This is a genomic window from Streptomyces sp. AgN23 (assembly GCF_001598115.1).
GTDB classification, from domain to species: domain Bacteria; phylum Actinomycetota; class Actinomycetes; order Streptomycetales; family Streptomycetaceae; genus Streptomyces; species Streptomyces antimycoticus.
In genome coordinates, this window is sequence record NZ_CP007153.1 from 8,784,720 (window position 1) to 8,805,406 (window position 20,687).

Annotated in this window: 15 protein-coding genes and 1 pseudogene; 15 read left to right on the forward strand and 1 reads right to left on the reverse strand. The window is 71.5% G+C overall.

Annotated elements, in window-relative coordinates; all coding sequences use genetic code 11:
• The first annotated feature begins 147 nt into the window (after positions 1–147).
• The 3 genes and pseudogenes from AS97_RS38060 to AS97_RS47900 all read left to right on the forward strand — a co-directional run.
• The gene (locus tag AS97_RS38060; RefSeq protein WP_059143342.1) at positions 148–819 is read left to right on the forward strand and encodes a TetR/AcrR family transcriptional regulator; all 672 of its coding nucleotides are present in this window, start codon (positions 148–150) and stop codon (positions 817–819) included.
• Positions 820–991: 172 nt separating this feature from the next.
• Positions 992–2,017 carry an LLM class flavin-dependent oxidoreductase gene (locus tag AS97_RS38065; protein WP_210567373.1) on the forward strand — a complete coding sequence of 342 codons (1,026 nt, stop codon included), beginning with the start codon at positions 992–994 and terminating at the stop codon, positions 2,015–2,017.
• Between the two features lie 88 nt (positions 2,018–2,105).
• A pseudogene (locus tag AS97_RS47900) lies at positions 2,106–2,273 on the forward strand (MmgE/PrpD family protein); the annotation flags it as partial.
• A 150-nt stretch (positions 2,274–2,423) separates the two neighbouring features.
• Here AS97_RS47900 and AS97_RS38075 read toward each other — a convergent pair.
• A complete protein-coding gene (locus AS97_RS38075; protein WP_059143341.1) occupies positions 2,424–3,800 on the reverse strand; it encodes an endo-1,4-beta-xylanase in 1,377 nt (458 codons plus the stop codon).
• Positions 3,801–4,171: 371 nt separating this feature from the next.
• On the opposite strand from AS97_RS38075, the gene AS97_RS38080 reads away from it, so the two are divergent.
• The 12 genes from AS97_RS38080 (at position 4,172) to AS97_RS38135 (ending at position 20,470) form a co-directional block, all read left to right on the forward strand.
• Positions 4,172–5,074, forward strand: a complete 903-nt coding sequence (locus AS97_RS38080) for an MBL fold metallo-hydrolase (RefSeq protein WP_125761520.1) — start codon at positions 4,172–4,174, stop codon at positions 5,072–5,074.
• A 108-nt stretch (positions 5,075–5,182) separates the two neighbouring features.
• Positions 5,183–6,676: a carboxylesterase family protein gene (locus tag AS97_RS38085; protein ID WP_210566489.1), complete on the forward strand. Its 1,494-nt coding sequence runs from the start codon at positions 5,183–5,185 to the stop codon at positions 6,674–6,676.
• A 226-nt stretch (positions 6,677–6,902) separates the two neighbouring features.
• On the forward strand, positions 6,903–8,192 hold the full coding sequence (locus tag AS97_RS38090) for an ABC transporter substrate-binding protein (protein WP_210566490.1): 1,290 nt from the start codon (positions 6,903–6,905) through the stop codon (positions 8,190–8,192).
• A 52-nt stretch (positions 8,193–8,244) separates the two neighbouring features.
• The gene (locus AS97_RS38095) at positions 8,245–9,183 is read left to right on the forward strand and encodes a sugar ABC transporter permease (protein ID WP_059143337.1); all 939 of its coding nucleotides are present in this window, start codon (positions 8,245–8,247) and stop codon (positions 9,181–9,183) included.
• A gap of 17 nt (positions 9,184–9,200) precedes the next feature.
• Positions 9,201–10,028, forward strand: coding sequence for a carbohydrate ABC transporter permease (locus AS97_RS38100; protein WP_014056431.1), 828 nt, complete (start codon positions 9,201–9,203; stop codon positions 10,026–10,028).
• Positions 10,025–11,068: a LacI family DNA-binding transcriptional regulator gene (locus AS97_RS38105; protein ID WP_059143336.1), complete on the forward strand. Its 1,044-nt coding sequence runs from the start codon at positions 10,025–10,027 to the stop codon at positions 11,066–11,068. The genes AS97_RS38100 and AS97_RS38105 overlap by 4 nt, the downstream gene beginning before the upstream one ends.
• Before the next feature lie 47 nt (positions 11,069–11,115).
• A complete protein-coding gene (locus tag AS97_RS38110; RefSeq protein WP_210566491.1) occupies positions 11,116–13,050 on the forward strand; it encodes a cellulase family glycosylhydrolase in 1,935 nt (644 codons plus the stop codon).
• Positions 13,047–15,341, forward strand: coding sequence for a glycoside hydrolase family 3 N-terminal domain-containing protein (locus AS97_RS38115; RefSeq protein WP_210566492.1), 2,295 nt, complete (start codon positions 13,047–13,049; stop codon positions 15,339–15,341). Before AS97_RS38110 ends, AS97_RS38115 begins: the two co-directional genes overlap by 4 nt.
• A gap of 128 nt (positions 15,342–15,469) precedes the next feature.
• A complete protein-coding gene (locus tag AS97_RS38120; protein WP_210566493.1) occupies positions 15,470–17,380 on the forward strand; it encodes a cellulase family glycosylhydrolase in 1,911 nt (636 codons plus the stop codon).
• 108 nt (positions 17,381–17,488) lie between these two features.
• Positions 17,489–18,316 carry an ABC transporter ATP-binding protein gene (locus AS97_RS38125; protein WP_059143332.1) on the forward strand — a complete coding sequence of 276 codons (828 nt, stop codon included), beginning with the start codon at positions 17,489–17,491 and terminating at the stop codon, positions 18,314–18,316.
• On the forward strand, positions 18,313–19,218 hold the full coding sequence (locus tag AS97_RS38130; RefSeq protein WP_228053566.1) for an ABC transporter permease: 906 nt from the start codon (positions 18,313–18,315) through the stop codon (positions 19,216–19,218). The genes AS97_RS38125 and AS97_RS38130 overlap by 4 nt, the downstream gene beginning before the upstream one ends.
• A 97-nt stretch (positions 19,219–19,315) precedes the next feature.
• Complete coding sequence (locus AS97_RS38135) at positions 19,316–20,470, forward strand: ABC transporter substrate-binding protein (protein ID WP_059143331.1); 1,155 nt, start codon at positions 19,316–19,318, stop codon at positions 20,468–20,470.
• Positions 20,471–20,687 lie beyond the last annotated feature (217 nt).

Consider the following 20,687-nt stretch of genomic DNA (forward strand, 5'->3'; position numbering starts at 1 on the left):
CGGCCACCTCGTCCCGACCACGTCCCACCTCCGCCGGACCGGCGGTTCGCCCGAGGGGAGAACGCCCGGGGGCGGCTGTACGGTATGCGGTACGGCGGCGCCGCGCGCGTCGCCGGTTTCCGGTGGTGTGCGAAGAGGAGAGTCCAGGTGGCGGGTCCGCGGTCGCGTGCGAGGGCGCTCACTGCTGAGCGCATCATCGAGGTGGCCACCCGAATCTGCGACGAGGAAGACATCGAGGTGCTGACCATCCGTCGGCTCGCCTCGGACCTCGGCGTGGGCGCCATGACGCTCTACGGCTACTTCCGCGGCAAGGAGGAGATCCTCGACGGAATCGCCGACCACGTCATGGGGAACTTCCGGCTGCCCACCGCCGAGGAGACCTCGCCCGAGGCGGTCGTGCGGGCCCTGGCGCTGGCCTTCCTCGACATGATGCGGGAGCACCCCAGCATCGTGCGGCTCTTCGCCACGCGGGTGAGCACCGGTCCGCAGTCCATGCGGGGCGCGTTCGAGGCGGTCATCGGGAGGCTGCGCGAGGCGGGGTTCGCGGACCGGGACGCGGTGCGGGTCTACGGCCTGATCGTGCAGTACAGCTTGGGATTCGCCAGCTACCAGGCCCCCCGCCCGTGGGGGAAGGCGGACCATCCCGAGGCCGAGGAACTGCGGCGCCGGCGCAGGCACTTCTACGGAGCCCTGCCGCGTGCGGACTTCCCCCACATGGTGGAGCTGGCCGAGGACATGACCACACTGCCCAGCGATGAACAGTTCCTCTTCGGGCTCGACTGCCTCATCGAGGGCGTCCTGCGGCAGACCGGCGACTGAGACGCGCTGCCTGGTTTCCCCGGCCCCGGGCCCTTCGGCCCGGGGCTGAGCTGTCTTCTCTCCCTATCCGCCATGGACTCCCTATCCGCCGGGGGTGCTGTCAGCTGTCGTATGTCATACCGTACATAGTACGAACACCAAGTCGAGCCGTCAGGAGGAGACCGTGAGCGGGATACGCGTCGGCGTCCGCATACCGCCGTGCGACCGGGTGGACCGGCTGGCCACAATCGCCCGGCGAGCGGAGGAACTGGGCTTCGACCAGGTGTGGTTCCCCGACTCCCAGCTGCTGTGGCGGGACGTGTTCACGGTCCTGACCGCGGCCGCGCTGGGCACCGAGCGCATCGGCCTGGGCAGCGCGGTCACCAACCTCGCCACCCGGCACCCGGCCGTCGTCGCCTCGGCCGCGCGCAGCGTCGCCGAACTGGCCCCCGGCCGGTTCACCCTCGGCCTCGGCGTGGGCAACAGCTCGGTCGGCCCCATCGGCATGCGCCAGAGCACCGGGGCGGAGCTGCGCGACGGGCTCGCCACGCTGCGGGCACTGTTCGCGGGGGAGGAGTGGGACTTCAACGGCGTACGGTCCCGGCTGCGGGATCCGGATCCGAACGTGCCGATCCACATGGCCGCCAGCGGCCCCCGCAATCTGCGGCTCGCCGGGGAGATCGCCGACGGTGTCATCCTGCTCAGTGGCGTCTCGCGGAACACCCTCGCCAGTGCCACCGCCCGGGTGCGGGAGGGTGCCGAGGCCGCGGGCCGCACCGCGGCGGCCGTCCCGCTGACGGTCTCGGCGTTCTGCGCGGTGACCGACGACATCGAGGCCGAAGCCCGGCTGCTCAAGCCGATCTGCGCCTCGATCGCCCAGAACGGCGGAGCGCCCTTCCTCGCCCTGGCCGGGATCGAACTGGACGTACCCGCACGGGTGGAGGGGGTCTACCCGGACCTCGTCCACGCCGAGGACTGGGACGCGGCCGTCGAGATCTGCTCGGCCTGGGTGAGCGATGCGGCGGTGCTCCGTTTCGCCCAGGAGTTCTGCCTGTTCGGAACCGCCCAGGAGATCGCCGAACGGCTCACCGCGCTGCACGCCGACGGGGTGACCGATGTGTTCCTCCAGCACGTCGGCTCCTACGATCCGCCCACCGAGCTGATCGAGAGCGTCGGCTCCGAGGTGCTGCCCGCCCTGCGGCCGGAAGCCGGCCGGTGAGCGTCCTGGAGGCCCGGTTCACGGCGCGGACCGGCGAGACCGGGGAGCTGTGCACGCCCGCCGTGGCCGGGACTCCCCGCGCACGGCGGTGCTCTTGGAATCGGTGCCGGCCCACGCCGATGAGTACGACGCCCCGCATCCCGCCGCGGCAGTCGTCCCGGCCGCCGTGGTGATCCCGGCCGCCCTGGCCGTGGCCGACCGCGAAGGGCTGCCGGGCAGCGCCGTCACCGACGCCGTGATCACCGGCCATGAGGTGGTCATCGAGGCGGGCCTGCGCTTCGGCGGGCCGAGTCCGTACGGCGGGGCCTGGTGGCCGCCTATCTGGCCGGCGCCCCCGCCGCGCACCGCCCACCACGGTGGCGAACACGGGGGCGCCGTCGTGCATGAGGTTGCTACTGCCCGTCGGCTAGGAGGCGGTGCACGAACCGATGGTGGGGGCCGACCAGTCCCCGTTCGCCATGACCGTGAAGCCGAAGCTGGCCGTGGCTCCGGCACCCAGGTTGCCATTGCCATTGGGACGCATCGTCATGACCTTGCCGCTGCTGTCCCAGCTGGGGCTGCCGTTCCACGTGGTGGCGATGCTCTGCGCGGAACGCACGGTCACCGTCACCGTCCAGCCGCTGATGGCGGAGCTTCCGGCCCGCACCGTCACCTGACCGTTGAAACGGTCGCCCCACCGTTGCGTCTCGGCGTACGACACGGTGCACGTCCGGTCGCCATCGCCGCCACCATCGCTGCTGCCGCCCAGCGCGGCGAGCACCGCGTTGTACGCGGGCTTCTTGCCGTAGTTGTCGTCGAACAGCAGCGGCGTGCCGCTGGCGCGCCATGAGTACTTGTCGGGGATGCCCCATACGGTGATTCCGGTGCAGCGGGACACGGCCAGGCACGCCTGTGTGACGCGGCGGTAGCTGTCGGCCTGGGCCGTGCCGGAGCCCTCGATGTCCAGCTCGGTGATCTGCACATCGACGCCGAGGTCGGCGAAGCGCTGGAGATTCTGCTGGTAGTCACCGGGGACCGGGGACTGGCCGTTGAAGTGCGACTGGAAGCCGACGCAGTCGATCGGCACACCGCGGGCCTTGAAGTCCTTCACCATGTTGTAGACCGCGTTGCTCTTCGCGTTCTGACCGTCGGTGTTGTAGTCGTTGTAGCAGAGTTTGGCGTTGGGGTCGGCCGCACGCGCGGTGCGGAACGCCTCCTCGATGAAGCCGTCGCCGAGCTTGTCCTGGAACGGCGAACTGCGCCGCGCGCCGCTGTTGCCGTCCTGGAACGCCTCGTTGACCACGTCCCAGGCGTAGATCTTGCCCTGGTAGTGCTGCATCACCTTGGTGATGTGGTTGTTCATGGCCGAGCGCAGTTCGGTGGCGCTCAATCCGCCCACCCAGCCGGGCAGTTGGGAGTGCCAGACCAGCGTGTGGCCGCGGATCTTCATGCCCTTGCCCTGCGCATGGCCGACGATCTGGTCGGCGGAGCCGAAGGTGAACGAGTTCCGGGACCCCTCGACCGCGTCCCATTTCATCTCGTTCTCGGGGGTGACGGCGTTGAACTCGGTGTCCAGCGTGGCGGCGTACGGGGATTCGCCGAGGTGGCCCGCGGCAACGGCGGCACCGAAGTACCGGCCCTTGGCGGCCGCCGCGCCGCCGAGGGTGCTCGCGGCGCTGGCGGGACCGGACAGGGCCAGAACACTGGCCGCGGTGAGGAAGCCGACGACACCGAGGCTGAACGCCCTTCGGGCGCGTAACCGAGGGTGCCGATCTCTGAGTTCCTGACGGGAATTGATGACCATTGCTGTCCCTTCTTCGAAGGCCGAGCGGGTGGCAGTGGTGTGCCGATGGGCAACGATCGTTGCGGAGTATGCTGCGGGACTGACGTAACGTCAACGCTTCCTTCCGGAACCCTTCCGGTAGAAGCGCTCGCTGATTCCTCTGTCTCTCCGCCCTTGAGCTGCTGGTCTTCGGCGTGTACGTGCCGCTGTCGCCCGTAAAGAGGATCTTTCCGGTCCGGTCTCCAAAAAATTTTCGGAGCGGTGGTGACGTGTTACCGGTCACGTGGCCGTCGTCGGAGAGCGGGTGCAGTCAGGTGACGGATACCGTCCCCGGGCCGCTCCGGCGAGGATTCTGCTGCCAATCGACTTTCTGACCCACGAGGCGAATATCCATGCAGCAGATAACGCTGGGCGATGTCACCATCACACGCGTCGAGGAATACTACGGCCCGGTCGACCTGACCCCCCGGGCATTCTTCCCGGAAAGCCCGGCGGAGGTCTGGGAGGACAATGCGTCCTGGCTGGTCCCGGACTTCTACGACCCCGACACCGACAATGTGCGGTCCGCGATTCAGACCTGGGTCCTGCGCAGTGAGGGCAAGACCATTCTGGTCGACACCGGTGTGGGCAACCACAAGCACCGGCCCTACGCGCCGGTGTGGAGCTATCTGAACACCGATTTCCTGGGGAATCTCGCCAGGGCCGGGGTGCGTCCGGAGGACGTCGACATCGTGATCAACACACATCTGCACGTCGACCACGTGGGCTGGAACACCCGCCTGGACGGCCGCCAGTGGGTTCCGACGTTCCCGAACGCCACCTATATTCTCCCCGAGCGCGACTTCGAGTTCTGGAATCCGGAGAATGGGCACAAGTCGCTGCTCGGCCGGGGCAATCAGAATGTCTTCGAGGATTCCGTCGCCCCCGTCCATCAAGCGGGCAAGGCGCTGCTGTGGGAGGGCGGTCTCGACATCGACGCCAATCTGCGACTGGAACCCGCCCCCGGACACACCCCGGGCTCGTCCGTGCTCGCTCTCGATTCCCGAGGCGATCGCGCGCTCTTCGTGGGGGACCTGCTGCACAGCCCGGTGCAGATCGCGGATCCCGACACCAACAGCTGCTTCTGCGAGAACCCGGCCGAATCCCGTGCCACCCGCCGCCGGCTCCTCGGCCGGGCGGCCGAGGAGAACACCCTGGTCTTCCCCGCACACCTGGGAGGTCATGGCGCCGCGGAGGTGCGGCGCGACGGCGACGGGTTCGCCATCAAGGAATGGGCGGCCTTCGCGCGCCTGTGACCCCGGACCGTCTGTGGCCCCGGACCGTCTGTGATCCGGACCGTCTGTGGCCCCGGACCGTCTGTGATCCGGACCGGAGCGAGACCGAGAGAGGGAAACACCCCGCACATGACGAACACCTTCGCCCCCATCGTGGCCACTTCCCAAGGCGCCGTCCGCGGCCGCCGGGAGGAGCACGCCACCGTCTTCCGGCACATCCCCTATGCCGCCCCGCCACGGGGCGCCGCCCGGTTCGCCCCGCCCATGCCCCACCCGCCGTGGGACGGTGTCCGGGATGCCACCGCCGAGGGCCCCACGGCACCGCAGCCCCAGCGCGACGCGTTCGGCGACCTCGATATGTCCCCGTACTTCGGGCAGGGCTGGGTCCCCGGCGAGGACTACCTCGCGGTGAACGTCTGGACGCCCGAGACCACACGCGAGGACCTTCCCGTGATGGTGTTCGTGCACGGCGGCGGATTCGTGGCCGGGTCCACCCGGTCGGCGCTCTACGACGGCACCGGCTTCGCCCGTGACGGCGTCGTCCTGGTCACCCTCAACTACCGGCTCGGCGTACCCGGCTTCCTGCACCTCCCCGACGCCCCCGACAACCGGGGTCTGCTCGATGTGATCGCGGCCTTGCGCTGGGTCGAGGAGAACATCGCGGCCTTCGGCGGCGACCGGTCCCGGGTGACGCTCTTCGGGCAGTCGGCGGGCGCCACGATCGTGGGCGCGGTGGTGGCCGACCCACGGGCCGAAGGTCTCTTCCAGCGGGCGATCATCCAGAGCGGCAACGGCCTGGGAGCGTTCGCCCCCGCCCAGGCCGACCGGGTCACCCGGGAACTCGCCCGCATCCTGGGGACCGCCCCGACCGCCAAGGCGCTGGCGTCGGTCCCCGACGAGCGCTTCGTCGAGGCCATGCCCCACCTCGCGGGCATCGATCTCACCGTCGACGGGCACTACGACCCGCTGATCGGCCTGAGTTCGTTCAGCCTCGTCCTGGACCAGCAGCCGGCCGAGGCCGTGGCCGCCGGCCGCGGCGCGGGCATCGATCTGCTGCTCGGCACCAACGCCGAGGAGGGCAACCTCTATCTGGCCCCGCTCGGCCACCTGGCGTCCTCGACCGAGGAGGACGTCCACGCCGTGGCGGCACGCTCCCACCCCGCCCCGGAGCGGCTGGTGGACGTCTACCGCGGCGAACGGCCCGGGGCGTCCGCCGGGGAGCTGCGGGCCGCCATCATGACGGACGCCCTGTTCGGCGCGGGAACGCGGCGGCTCGCGGCAGCCCATGCCCAGCACCCCTCGGCGCGGACACACGTCTATGAGTTCGCCTGGCGGTCGCGGGCCCTGGACGGGCAGCTCGGCGCCACGCATGTCATGGAGCTGCCGTTCGTGTTCGACCGCACCGATCTGCCGCGGCTCCATGGCCCCGAGGCGCTCCTCGGCCCGGCCGAGCCGCCCGCCGGTCTCGCGTCCCGCCTCCACGCCACCTGGATCCGGTTCGCGAGGACGGGCGACCCCGGCTGGCCGCCGTACGACGGCGTGCGCCGGACGACCATGCGCATCGCCGAGGCATGGACGCAGGTGGCGGACCCCGGCGCCCCGATACGGCGGGCCTGGGAATAGCGCCCGCGCGGAGGGCCGCACCGCCGCCATCACAAGGAGCTCGGCTTCGGCGCCCATCGGGACCTCCCGGTGGGCGCCGTTCCGCTTTTCCGTACGCGCCGTTCCGGCGCCGGTGTTTTTCGGCCCCGGCAAGGGCTTGACCAGAGGCGAAGTGGCTCCTACATTCCTCTCACCCTCGAGGTAGATCGATTAACCACTCGTTAACCGCCTGGTTGGAGACCCCGCAGTGCACTCACCGCTGACTCGGCGCGGCTTCCTCGCCACCGGTTCCGGCCTGGCCGCCGCGACCGTCCTGCCTGGCCTGTCCGGCTGCTCCGCACTGACCGGAGCGGACTCCGATCCCGATACCCTCGTCGTGCACAGCCAGCTGGGCACCAGCGCGCCGGGATCGCCGACCTACCTCGCGGCCCTCGACCGGTTCCGCAAGGAAAATCCGGGACTCAAGGTCAAGAACCTCATCAACGGCGACGACCTCGCGCAGGTCTACGAGACCTCGCGGCTGGCCCGCAAGGAGCCGGACGTCGTCATGGTCAACCTCTACGACAAGACGCTGGCATGGACCGACGTCGGCGCCACCGTCGATGTCAAGGGCTACCTGGACGACTGGGGGCTGCGCGACCGTGTGCTCCCGCAGGCGCTGGCCGAGTGGACCGATGCCAAGGGCCGGGTGCGGGCCTTCCCCTACTTCGCCACCAACTGGCCGATCGCCTTCAACCGGGCTCTGCTGGACCGCGCGGGCGTCGACGCGATACCCACCACGGGCGATGAGCTGATCGCCGCGGCCCGCAAGCTGCGCGCCAAGGGGATCGCGCCCGTGACCGTCGGCGGCAACGACTGGACCGGGCAGAAGCTGCTCGCCCAGATCATCCAGACCTTCCTCACCGAGGAGGAGGCCAAGCACGCCTATTCCACGGGGGACTTCGGCAGCAGGGGCGCCCGCGAGGGCATCGAGTACTTCGTGACCCTGCGCGACGCGGGCGTCTTCGCCGACAAGGCGCAGGGCCTCATCGCGGACACGATGTTCACGCAGTTCAACACGGGGGCGGCGGCGATCGAGTCGGCCATGTCGTCGGCGCTCGCCAAGGTGCCGCCCACGGTGGCCCGGCACACCGAGGTCGGCGGATGGCCCCTGACCGGCGGCGCCGTCCACGACAAGCCCACCATCCTGCGGACCTACACCCTCATCGGGTTCTGGATCAGCCCCAACGGCACCAAGAAGATCGACGCCGTCGAGAAGTTCCTGCGCTTCATGTACCGGCCGGACACCGTCTCCCGGTTCATCAAGGAGAGCGGCCGCGACATGGCGCTGCGCTCGGACACCCTCAGCACGGACTTCCCGCTGGTCGCCGCGGCCCAGCGGCTGGGCTCGACCGTCAGCCAGGCGCTGCTGCCCGATGTGTACGTCCCGCCCGCCGCCGCCCAGCCGCTGATCACCGCGACCAGCACGTCCTTCACCCGCGGCACCAACGCCGCGAAGGTCCGCGCCGTGCTCGAGACCGCGTACCGCTCCGCGTGAACCGCCCGCCCGCTCACTCATGTCCCGAGCCCGACTCCACGGGAGCCACCTCATGACGACGTTGACGCCGACCCCGGGCGGGGCCGCGGTCCGCCGGCCCGCTCCGCCTTCCACCACGGCCCGTATCGGCACGCCCCGGCAGGGCGGCACGATCCTCGCCGTCCCGGCGCTGGTCTGGTACGCGGTCTTCATGATCGGCCCGGTGATCGCCATCTTCGTGATCGCCGCCCTGCACTGGCCGGGCATGCTCCAGCCGGTGTCCTTCGCCGGTCTCGGCAACGTCCGCACGGTCCTCGACGACCCCATCTTCTGGGACGCGGTGCGCAACACCGCCGTCCAGCTGGCGGTGGCGCTGCCCATCATGATCGTGTGCGCGTACATGCTCGGCTACTACGTGGCGCAGAAGCCGCCCGGGCACCGCGTCATCCGCTATCTGCTGTTCATCCCCGGCCTGATCTCCACCCCCGCCAAGGCGATGGTGTTCTACGCGGCGCTGTCCCCGGACGGGCTGGCCAACGGCGCGCTGCAGTCGGTGGGGCTCGGTTCGCTCACCGATGCCTGGCTCGCCTCGCCCTCGACGGCGCTGGCCTGTCTCATCGCCCTGGACGTGTGGAGCGGGATCGGCTTCACCGCCGTCCTGTTCGCCGCCAGGCTCGACAGTGTCCCGGACGACCTCGGCGAGGCGGCGCAGCTCGACGGGGCCGGGCACTGGCGGACCATGTGGCGCATCCACTTCCCCGTGATCCGCGACTATGTCGGCGTCGTCACCATGCTGCAGTTCCTGTGGACCCTCTTCGGCTCGGCCCAGCACGTGCTGCTGCTCACCCAGGGCGGTCCCGGCAGTTCGTCCACGACGCTGTCCTTCCTCGTCTACCAGAAGGCGTTCATCGCGGCCGACCTGGGCTACAGCCAGACCGTCGGCGTCATCCTCTTCCTGGCCGGACTCGTCGGGCTGCTCACCATCCGCCGCGCGTTCCGCCAGAACTACTGACCCGAAGGCGGTTCACCATGAAACTCGGCAAACGCTGGCTGCCCGCACACCTCCTGGTGTGGACCTACGCGGTGCTGCTGATCGTGCCGCTCTACTACTTCCTCGCCTCCGCGTTCAAAAGCAACGAGGAGATCTTCGCCCACCCCTTCGCACTGCCCTCGTCCTTCGGCTTCGGCAACTTCCGCACCGCCTACGACAGCGCCGACCTGGGGACGGCCGTCGTCAACTCGGCGCTGGTGACGGTCCTCGCGCTGGCGCTGACCCTGCTGCTGGCGCTGCCCGCGGCGTTCGCGCTCGCCCGCTCGACCAGCCGGCTCGCCTCGGCGATGGAGAAGATCTTCTCGCTGGGCTTCCTGATCCCCACGTTCGCGGCGCTCTTCCCCACCTTCCTGCTCGCCGCCGCCACCGGGCTGTTCCACACCCGGCTGTTCATGGTCTTCTTCCTGCCCGCGACGGCGATGCCGCTGTCGGTGGTGATCCTGGTGCAGTTCATGCGGACCATCCCCAGGGAGATGGAGGAGGCCGCCCGGATGGACGGGGCGTCCACCTACACGGTGCTGCGGCACATCTACATACCGATGTGCCTGCCCGGCATCGCGACCGTGCTCCTGCTGAACTTCCTCACCTTCTGGAACGAGTACCTGTACTCGCTGATCATCATCGGCCCCGACCCCGAACAGCGCACCGTGCAGGTGGCCCTGCCCACCCTGAAGGCCATCACCGGCACCGACTACGGCGTCCTCACCGCCGGCACCGTACTGACCCTGGTCCCCGTCTGGGTCGTCTACACGGTGCTCCAGAAGCGCATGCAGGAGGCGCTCATCAACGGGGCGGTCAAGGCGTGAACACGCCCACGGTGAAGCAGGGACGGCGCCCCACCATCAAGCAGGTGGCGGCCGCCGCCGGGGTGTCGACCGCGGCCGTGTCCCAGGCGTTCAACGACAAGGGCCGGCTGTCGGAGGCGACCCGGGCGCGCATCCTGGACACCGCGCTGGAGCTCGGCTGGTCGCCGAGCGCGTCCGCCGCCGCCCTGCGCAGCGCCCGCACCCGCACCCTCGCCCTCGTCGTCCGGCGCCCCACCGATGTGCTCGGCGCGGACCCGCACTTCAGCGAGCTGATCACCGGCATCGAGGGCGAACTGGCGCCCCGCGGCTACGGTCTGCTGCTGCACCTGGTCGCGGGCGCCCAGGAGGAGAACGCCCTCTACAAGCGGCTGGCGGCAGAAGGCCGGGTCGACGGGGCCGTCCTGACCGACGCCCGCGCGGACGACCCGCGCCCCGCCCTGCTGGCCCGCCTCGGGCTGCCCGCCGTGCTGCTCGGTCCCCCCGACCGCGCCGCCGCCGTGCCGCGTGTCGGCCTCGGCCACCAGGACGCCGCCGTCGAGGAGGTCGTCCGCCATCTGCTCGACCTCGGACACCGGCGCATCGCCTATGTGGCCGGCCCCGCCGACCTGCGGCACACCCGGCTGCGCGGCGGTGTCTTCGAGACGGCCCTCAAACAAGCGGGCCTGCGGCCCTACGCGGTCCTGCACACCGACTTCACCGAAGTGTCCGCCGTCGCCGCCACCCAGGCCCTGCTGGAGCCCGCCGACCGCGCCACGGCGATCGTCTACGCCAACGACTCCATGGCCATGTGCGGCATCGGCGCCGCCCAGCGCGGCGGGCTGCGCGTCCCCGACGATCTGTCCGTCGTCGGCTACGACAACCTGACGCTCGGCCGCTGGCTGCACCCCCGGCTGACCACGGTCGACCAGCAGGTGCGGCGGGTCGGCGCGGCCGCCGCCCGGCTGCTCCTGGCACGCTGCGGCGAGGACATCGAGGAGACGGTGCTCGACGACCGGCCGCGGCTGGTCGTCCGCGAGTCCACCGGACCCGCCCCCGGCTGACACTCACATCCACCCCCCACCCGCACCACCGACACCCGAGAAGGACCATGCGACGCCACAGCGCCCAGCTCATCCACCACCCCGCCGTCCTGCCCTGGCTCGGCGCCAACTTCTGGTCCCGCACCGGCGGGCCCCTGATGTGGCGCGACTACGACCCGAAGACGGTCCGCGCGGAGCTGCGGGTGCTGCACGAGCACGGCCTGACGATGACCCGGTCGTTCTTCTACTGGCCGGACTTCCATCCGCGGCCCGACCACGTCGACGAGACGCTGTGCGAACGCTTCCGCGACTTCCTCGACGCCCACACCGAGATCGGCATGGCGACGGTGCCCACCTTCATCGTCGGACACATGTCGGGCGAGAACTGGGACCCCGCCTGGCGCGGTGGCCGCGACCTCTACGAGGACGTGTGGATGGTCGGCCGCCAGGCGTGGTTCGTGTCCCAGATGACCCGCCGCTTCAAGGACCACCCGGCCGTCACGGGCTGGCTCATCACCAATGAGATGCCCGGCTACGGCCGGATCTACCAGGTGGATCCGCCGTCCTCCGATGTGGTGACCGCCTGGGCACAGGCCATGTGCAACGCCGTACGGGCGGCCGGCGGCACCCAGCCGGTCTCCCTCGGCGACGGCGCGTGGGGCATCGAGGTCACCGGCCGCGACAACGGCTTCTCACTGCGCGAGACCGCCGAGTACGTGGACTTCGTGGGCCCGCATGTGTACCGCTCGGACACCGACCGGCCCCGTCAGCATCTGCGCGCCGCCTTCGAGTGCGAACTGGCGTCGGTCACCGGACAGCCCGTCGTCCTGGAGGAGTTCGGCCTCTCCACGGACACCGTCTCCGACCGGAACGCGGCCGTCTACTACCGGCAGACCCTCCACAACTCCCTGCTCGGCGGGGCCACGGGCTGGATCGCCTGGAACAACACCGACTACGACGACCTGTGGGATCGCTCGCCGTACGACCACCACCCCTTCGAGATGCACTTCGGCATCACCGACAGCACCGGTGCCCCCAAGGCGCCACTGCTCGAACTCGCCGCGTTCGCCGAGGTGTTGAAGGACGTGGACTTCGCACACTGCCGCCGCGCCGACGCGGACGCGGCGCTGGTCGTGCCCGCCTTCCTGGAGCGCGGCTACCCCTACAGCAGGCCCGCCGACCGCCCGCTGATCTTCACCTCCCTGCACCAGAGCTATGTCGCCACCCGCGCCGCCGACCTGCCGGTGGGCTTCACCCGGGAGGCCGACGGACTGCCCGGCGACGCCGCCCTGTATCTGCTGCCGGCCACCCGCCAGCTCACCACCCGCACCCGGCGTGAGCTCGAGCGCCGCGCCCGCGCGGGCGCCACGGTCTACCTCTCGTTCTGCTCCGGCGAGTACCCCGGGACCCGCGGCCCGTGGTTCGACGACCTGGACGGGCTGTTCGGCGTCGAACTGCAGCTCTCCTACGGTGTCGCCGAGCCCATCGAGGACGACGTCCTGGAGATGACGTTCACCGAGGACTTCGGCGGGCTCGCGGCCGGGACCTGCCTGCGCTTCCCCGTCGCCGGCAATGAGGACAGCCGGGCGTATCTGCCGGTCGTTCCGCGGGACGCCCGGGTGGTGGCCGTCGACGCCCACGGCCGGCCCGCCCTCCTGGTGCACGACACCGGGCGCGGCCGCACCGTCCTGGCCACCTACCCCCTGGAGCACATGGCCGCCCGCACCGCGCGGGCCAACCCCGAGGACACCCACCGGCTGTACGCGGCGCTCGCCGACGTCGCCGGGGCCCGCCGCCCGGTGACGGTCGACAGCCCCCACGTCGGTGCGGACCTCCTCGTCCATGACGACGGGCGCCGCTTCGTATGGCTGGTCAGCCAGAGCGCCGAGGAGCTCACCGTCCGCCCCGAGGCCGACGGCGCCCTGTGCGACCTCGCGTCCGGCGCACCGGTCGCGGAGGTGCCGATCGCCCCGTACGGGGTGCGCGTCCTGGAGCTGCGATGACCGGCCACCTCTACCGCGACCCCGCCGCGCCCGTGGCCGAGCGGGTCCGCGATCTGCTGGGGCGCATGACGCTCACCGAGAAGGTCGGCCAGGTCAACCAGCGCATGTACGGCTGGCACGCCTACGAGCGGGACGGCGACGGCCACCGGCTCACCGGCGCCTTCCGCGCCGAGGTCGCCGCGTACGACGGGATGGGCGCCCTGTACGGGCTGCAGCGGGCCGACGCGTGGTCCGGCGTCGGCTTCGCCGACGGCATCACGGCGGCGGACGGGGCGCGGGTCGCCGACGCGGTGCAGCGGCACATCGTGGAGAACACCCGGCTGGGCATTCCGGTGCTGTTCGTCGAGGAGGTTCCCCACGGCCACCAGGCCCTGGACGGCACGGTGCTGCCGGTCAACCTCGCCGTCGGCGCCACCTGGGACCCCGGACTCTACGAGGCGGCGGCGGCCGCGGTCGGCGCGGAGGTGCGGGCGCGGGGCGGCCATGTGGCGCTCGTTTCCGCCCTCGACCTGGTGCGCGACCCGCGCTGGGGCCGTGCGGAGGAGTGCTTCGGTGAGGACCCGTATCTGGCGGGGCGGCTCACCGCGGCGCTGGTGCGGGGCATGCGCACCGCCGGCGTGGCCGTCGTGCTCAAGCACTTCGCCGGACAGGGGGCCACGGTCGGCGGACGCAACAGCGCGGCCACCGAATTGGGCGCCCGCGAAATGCACGAGATCCATCTGGCGGCGGCCCGGGCCGGGATCCGCGCCGGGGCCGCCGGGGTGATGGCGGCCTACAACGAATTCGACGGTCTGCCCTGTGTCGCCAGCCGTCCCCTGCTGACCGAACTCCTCCGGGAGCGGCTGGAGTTCGACGGGATCGTGATGGCCGACGGCGCCGCCGTCGACCGGCTGGTCCGGCTCACGGGCGACCCGGTGGCCGCGGGCGCCCTGGCCCTGAACGCCGGATGCGATCTGAGCCTCTGGGACGCCTGCTTTCCGCGGCTGGCCGAGGCGGTCGCCCAGGGGCTCGTCACGGAACGGGCCCTGGACACCGCCGTGGCCCGGGTCCTGGCGCTCAAGTTCCGGCTGGGCCTCTTCGAGCGGCCCTCTACGCGTACCGGGGAACAGCGCCCCGAGCCGCATACCCCCGCTGCCGAACAGCGCCCCGACCCAAGCGAGTTGAGCGAGCGCATCGCCCGCGCGTCCATCACACTGCTCGCCCACGACGGGGGTGTCCTGCCACTGGCGCCCGCCATCCGCAGGATCGCCGTCCTCGGCCCGAACGCGGACTCCATCGCCCAGCAGATCGGCGACTACACCGCCCCGCAACGGCCCGGCTCCGACCATGTCACGGTCCTGGACGGCATCCGGTCGGCCGCCCCGCCGGACACCGAGATCAGCTACGCGCCCGGATGCGATCTGGTCGGCGGCGACCTCTCCGGTGTCCCCGAGGCGGCCGCGCTGGCGGCAGCGGCGGACATCGCGGTCCTCGTCCTGGGCGGGTCCAGCGCGCGCTCGGGCGACACCTCCTTCGACACCAATGGCGCGGCCGTCGTCACCTCGGCCAACCCCGCCGGGATGACGTGTGGCGAGGGCGTCGACCTGGCCGATCCGCGCCTGCCCGACGGGCAGTTGGCGCTCCTGGACGCGGTGGCGGCCACCGGCGTGCCGGTCGTCGTGGTCCTTGTCCAGGGCCGTCCGCACGCCCTGCCCGACCTCTCGGGTACGGCCGGGGCGGTGCTGAGCGCCTGGTATCCGGGGCCGTGGGGCGGACGGGCCGTGGCCGATGTGCTGTTCGGCGCGGCCGGGCCGGAGGGGCGGCTGCCGGTGTCGATCCCCCGGTCGGCGGCGCAGCTTCCGGTGTTCTACAACGCCAAGGACCACGGCTACCGCGGCTATGTGGACCAGCCCGCCACGGCCCGGTACGCCTTCGGCCACGGCCTGTCGTACACCACGGTCGCCTACGCTCCGCCACGGCTCTCCCGCGCCCGGGTGTCCCCGGACGATCCCACCCTCATCTGCCGGGTCGCCGTGCGCAACACCGGCGAGCGGCCGGTGCGCGAGACGGTCCAGCTCTATCTGCGGCGGCTGTCGGGCGGCTCCTCCTGGCCCCGCGTCCGCGAGTTGCGCGGATTCGCCCGCCTCGACCTGCGGCCGGGGGAGGAGTCCGACGCCGTGTTCGCGATCGACGCCGACACCCTCGCCTCCGTCACCCGGGACCTCGGCCTCGCCGTCGAGCCCGGAGAGCTGATGCTGGAGACCGGACCGTCCTCCGCCGAGACGCAGGGGGCGCGGCTGGTGATCGACTGATCCGGGCCGGACGGCGCCGGGCCCGGCAGGGCCCGGCGCATGGGGGCGTACTCGACACTTCGAGCGGGCCGTCCTACAGTCACCTGCCCGGCAGGGATTGCCCGGCCGCCGACCCAGGGGAAGGCCGCATGCCGACCAGGAGCTCACTCAGGTATCCGATGGGACTCGCGGCGATCCTCGCGCTGCTGGTCACGGCGCCGGGGCCGGTCGCCGCCGCGCACCAGCCCGCCACCGCCCCGGCCGCCACTCCCGCTGCCGACACCTGGCAGCCGCCGCTGTCCACCCGCGGCCGCTACGTCGTCGACGCCAAGGGCGACCGGTTCCGGCTGAAGTCGGCCAACTGGGACGGTGCGCAGGGGTCGTGGACGGGCAGCGGCGGCGTCGACGACCCCGCCAACCACCACGCCGGCCAGAACTCCCACGGCATACCCCTCGGCCTGGACCGCGTCCCGCTGCCGACGCTGCTCGCCGACTTCCATCGGCTCGGCATCAACAGCATCCGGCTGCCGTTCTCCAACGAGATGATCCACGCCACCGCGACCGTGCCGGACGGTGCCGTGGCCGCCAACCCGCGACTGCGCGGAAAGACACCGCTGCAGATCTTCGACGCCGTGGTGTCCGCCCTCGGCCGCGACGGGTTCGCCGTCATCCTCAACAACCACACCAACACCACCCGGTGGTGCTGCGGAGTCGACGGCAACGAGCGGTGGAACAGCGGCCAGACCACCCAGCGCTGGATAGCCGACTGGGTCTTCATGGCCCGCCGTTACGCCGATGAGCCACGCGTCGTGGGCGCCGACCTCTACAACGAGGTACGCCGCGACATCCTGGACGACCCCAACTGGGGGCTCGGCGACGCACACGACTGGTACGCCGCCGCGCAACAAGCCGCCGACCGCATCCTCACCGACGGCGACCCCGACCTCCTCATCGTCGTCGAGGGCATCAACTGGACGGGGATACCGGTCGACGGACTGCCCCACGAACGGCCCACCCTGGCGCCCGCGCGCACCCTCTCGCACACCCTCGTCAACGCCCACAAGCTGGTCTACTCCGCGCACTTCTACGGATACACCGGCCCTCGCCACAGCGGCGCCAGCGGCGTCGGCGAGACCCACGACCCCCGGTACCAGGACCTCAGCCGCGATGAGCTGTATCGAGTCCTCACCGACCAGGCGTTCTTCGTCGCCGAGGACAGTGGGCGGCACTACACGGCACCCGTGTGGATCAGCGAGTTCGGCATCGGATCGGCCGAGACGGGCACCGCGCCGCGCGCCTGGTTCACCCATATCACCGACTACTTCGCCGACCGCGACGCCGACTTCGCCTACTGGCCACTCGTGGGCTGGGAAGGCCACGACGACTGGTCGCTGCTGCGCTACGACTCCACGGGCCGCAGATACGGAATCCTCGACCAGGGCGACTGGCGCGGCACGGCGTGGCACCGGCTGATGACCGCGCCCGAGCACACCGGGCCCGTCGACCCCGTTCCCTCCTGGCGCATGCTCGTCACCGACCACGGCGACCAGGTGCGGTCGCTGATCGAGCGGGCCCACGGCGACTGGGATCCGGGTGCCTACAAGGCCGCCTGCCCCGACGGATTGCGGCTGATCGGCCTCAGCCACACCGCCGGGCGCGGACTGTGCACCGACACCGGCGCCGACGACCAGCGCGCGCCCGGCACCGCCCATACGGTCGTCACGGACGAGCGGTATGTGCCCTCCGGCGGCGACTGGGCCTCCGGCTACACCAAGTTCCAGTGCCCCTCGGACCAGTTCCTGATCGGCTACAGCCGCCGCGGCGGCCGGGTGTCCGCCGCACTGTGCGCCCCGGCCCGCACCCCGCTCGGCACCACGGCACGCACCGTGTGGTTCGACCGGTCGGACAACCGGCCCGCCGATGCCGCCGGGGGCGACTTCGCCCACGGCGCCTACAAGGGCCAGTGCGCGTCCGACGAGTACGCCGCCGGGGTCGCCTTCACCACGCGCGTGGGCAGCTCCGGGGGCCCGGACGCGCTGCTGTGCCGCCGCCTGTCCTGAGTTCGTGAGTCGTCCGCGACTCTTGCCCATATCTGACGGTCCGTCATATCGTGAGGTGCGCGCAGCCGTTGTCGCACGACACCCGCCGAACCGGATCAGGAGTTACGGGTGGAGCCGCACACCACACCCGGGACCGCGCCGAAAGTACGTGCCCGCGCGGTGACCCGCACCTTCGGGCACGGAACCCGGCAGGTGCACGCCCTCGGACCACTCGATATGGACATCCAGCACGGGGAGTTCTGCTGCATCGTCGGCCCGTCCGGCTGCGGCAAGTCCACGTTCCTGCGCATCGTCGCCGGACTCGTCCGCCCCAGCGGCGGTGAGGTCGAGCTGCGCGCGGGCCGGCGCCATCCGGCCGCGATGATCCCGCAGGACTACGGGATCTACGACTGGAAGACCGTGCTGGCCAACGTCCGCTTCGGCCTCGACGTGCAGCGCGTACCACGCAAGGCCGCCGACGCGCGGGCCAGGGACTGGCTGGCCCGGCTCGGTCTCGCCGACTTCGCCGACGCCTACCCCGCCACCCTGTCGGGCGGGATGCGGCAGCGCGTGGCGATTGCCCGCGCGCTCGCGGTGGAGCCGGAGGTGCTGCTGCTGGACGAACCGTTCGCCGCGCTCGACGCCCAGTTGCGCACCATCCTCCAGGACGAGCTGCTCGCGGTGTGCCAGGCGACCCGTACCACCGCGCTGTTCGTCACCCACAGCCTGGAGGAGGCGATCGTGCTCGGGGACCGGGTGGTGGTGATGTCGGCCAGGCCCGGCAGGGTGATCGCCGAACGCCGCCCGCCGTTCGACCGCCCGCGCACCGGGGCGATGCGCCGCGCTCCCCAATTCGCCGCGCTGCAGTCCGAGTTGTGGGAGCTGCTGCGCGACGAGGTCCAGCGGGCCGGGGCCGGTGCCGCCGCCCCGGCGGACCCGGTGGGGAAGCCCTCATGAAGGGCGAGAGCACGGCCCCCTCGGCCCCGACCGCCCGGCCCGGCGCGGTGGACGGCGGGCCCGCCGAGACCGTGCTGGTACGGCGCCCCGGACCGGGGGAGCGCGATCCCGTCCGCGCCCACCGACGGCGCCGCGGCATCGAGCTCGCCCTCGCCCTCGCCGTGCCCTCCGCGCTGATCCTGCTGTGGCAACTGGCCGCGGATCAGCACTGGATCGACTCGCGTATCTACCCCGCGCCGTCCACCATCGCGGCGGACGGCTGGCAGCGCGCCGCCGACGGCAAGCTGTGGCCGGACGTATGGGCCACGCTCCAGCGGGTGGTCGCCGGGTACGCGCTCGGCACGGCCGCGGGCTATCTCTTCGGGCTGGTGATGGGCGCGCTGCGGATGGTCCGCGCCGCGCTGGAGCCTTTGCTCGACGCCCTGTACGTGGTGCCCAAGCTCGCGCTGCTCCCCGTGTTCCTCAACATGTTCGGCCTCGGTGAGGGCCCTCAGATCGCGCTGGTCGCGACCACCGTCTTCTTCTTCGTATGGATCTCCACGATGGCCGCCGTGATGGGCGTCGCCGAGGGCTACCGGGAGGCCGGGCAGGTGTTCGGCGCCGGTCCCTGGCAGATGTTCCGCCATGTCCTGCTGCCCGCCTCGCTGCCACAGGTCCTGGTCGGCATGCGGGTCGCGTCCGGAGTGGCGGTGCTGGTCATCGTCGCCTCCGAGCAGATCGCCGCGAACGACGGCCTCGGCCATCTGATCTTCGACTCGCGGACGCTGTTCCAGAACGATGTGATGTTCGTCGGCATCGTCTGCGTGGCCGTGCTCGGCGTGGTCTTCTCCGAACTCGTCCGCTTCATCGGCCGTCGGCTCACCCCCTGGGCGCCGCGGGACCGCGGCCGGCCCCGGCCCTGACCCTCACCCCGGCCCTGACCCTCACCCCGGCCCTGACCCTCACCCCGGCCCTGACCCTCACCCCGGCTCCGACCCCCAGCCCTGGAAGGCGGCACCCATGGCCCGGAGACCCTCCCTCGCCCGCGCCCTGATCACGGGCGTGACCCTGTTCGGCGTCCTCGGCTCCCTCGCCGCCTGCGACGCGCAGACCTCGGAGTCGGCGCGCTCGGGCACATCGGCGGGGCCCCGCCCGATCACCCCGGTGGCGGGCTGCGCCAAGGGCTGGACCGACCCCGCCGCCGCGTCCGCCGCCCGCGGGCCGGCCCGTTGTGCGCCCGGCGCGCCCGCGCCGAAGCCGCTGAAGACGAAGACGAAGATCGTCGTTTCCGCCAGCACGCTGACCGCCGAGTACCTCGCGCCCCTGCGGATCGCCATGGCGAAGGGCGAGTTCAGCAAGGAGAAGCTCGATGTCGAACTGAAGCTGCTGCCCACCCCGGACGCGCTTCCGCTGCTCGCCAAGGGCGATATCGACGTCCAGTACGCGGCGCCGGAGGCCGCCGTGCTCAACGGCATCCGCCAGGGGTTCGCCATTCGCTGGGTCGCCGGCAACTTCACGCCCGCGCCCGCCTCCAAGAGCGGATTTTGGGCCAGGCTGAAACCGGGGGAGACAGCGGACGAGGTCAGCCTCGAGGACCGTACGGTCGGCACGCTCATCGGTAAGGGCTCGGTCATCATGTATCCGATGGAGAAGGTGCTCTCCGCGCACCAGGCCGATGTGGACAGCGTCCGCTTCCAGCAGCTCGGCCCGGCCGAGGTCCTCACCTCGCTGAAGAACGGCGGAGTGGACGCGGCATGGCTGCTCGACCCGGTGTGGCGCCAGGTGGACGGCGACGCGGACTACGCCTTCCTCGGCGGCCAGCCGCGCGGCGAACCACTCGGCGGGCTGCTGTTCGGCCCCGATCTGCTGACCGGGAACCCGGACGCGGGGGTGGCGTTCCTGCGCGCCTACATCCGCACCGTCAACACCTACTTCGCCGGGGACTACAAGAAGGACCCGGCGTTCCTCGACGACCTCGGCGAAGCGCTCAAGACCGAGCCGGACACACTGGCCGCCGTGCCGTCGCTGCGCATGGACTGGGAGATCCGTGAGGGCACGGTGGACCGGCTGCAGAAGGCGTACGCCGCCGCCGGGGTGGTCGAGGGCGACCCCCTGCCCGAGGACCAGGTCGTGGACCGCTCGTTCTACGCGGAGGCGGTCGGCCACCAGCCTTAGCCCGCTCCGCGCCTTGGCCGCTCCGCGCCTTGGCCCGTTCCGCGCCCCAGCCCGTTCCGCGCCGCGGACCATGGAGCTCGGCCACGCTGTTCAGCCCGCCGAACGGCCGCTAGTGTGGCCTGCGCCGTAGCGGGCCGACTCTCGCTCCGTGCCGCGCGTCAGATGCCGTGTGGCTTCCCCCACACGGACCCTGCGGCCCGGCCGGAATGGCCCAGCT

Coding starts and splice junctions, on each gene's coding strand:
- AS97_RS38110 (WP_210566491.1), top strand. CDS start 11,116: ATGCGACGCCACAGCGCCCAGCTCATCCACCACCCCGCCGTCCTGCCC.
- AS97_RS38075 (WP_059143341.1), bottom strand. CDS start 3,800: ATGGTCATCAATTCCCGTCAGGAACTCAGAGATCGGCACCCTCGGTTA.
- AS97_RS38100 (WP_014056431.1), top strand. CDS start 9,201: ATGAAACTCGGCAAACGCTGGCTGCCCGCACACCTCCTGGTGTGGACC.
- AS97_RS38080 (WP_125761520.1), top strand. CDS start 4,172: ATGCAGCAGATAACGCTGGGCGATGTCACCATCACACGCGTCGAGGAA.
- AS97_RS38135 (WP_059143331.1), top strand. CDS start 19,316: ATGGCCCGGAGACCCTCCCTCGCCCGCGCCCTGATCACGGGCGTGACC.
- AS97_RS38095 (WP_059143337.1), top strand. CDS start 8,245: ATGACGACGTTGACGCCGACCCCGGGCGGGGCCGCGGTCCGCCGGCCC.
- AS97_RS38115 (WP_210566492.1), top strand. CDS start 13,047: ATGACCGGCCACCTCTACCGCGACCCCGCCGCGCCCGTGGCCGAGCGG.
- AS97_RS38085 (WP_210566489.1), top strand. CDS start 5,183: ATGACGAACACCTTCGCCCCCATCGTGGCCACTTCCCAAGGCGCCGTC.
- AS97_RS38120 (WP_210566493.1), top strand. CDS start 15,470: ATGCCGACCAGGAGCTCACTCAGGTATCCGATGGGACTCGCGGCGATC.
- AS97_RS38130 (WP_228053566.1), top strand. CDS start 18,313: ATGAAGGGCGAGAGCACGGCCCCCTCGGCCCCGACCGCCCGGCCCGGC.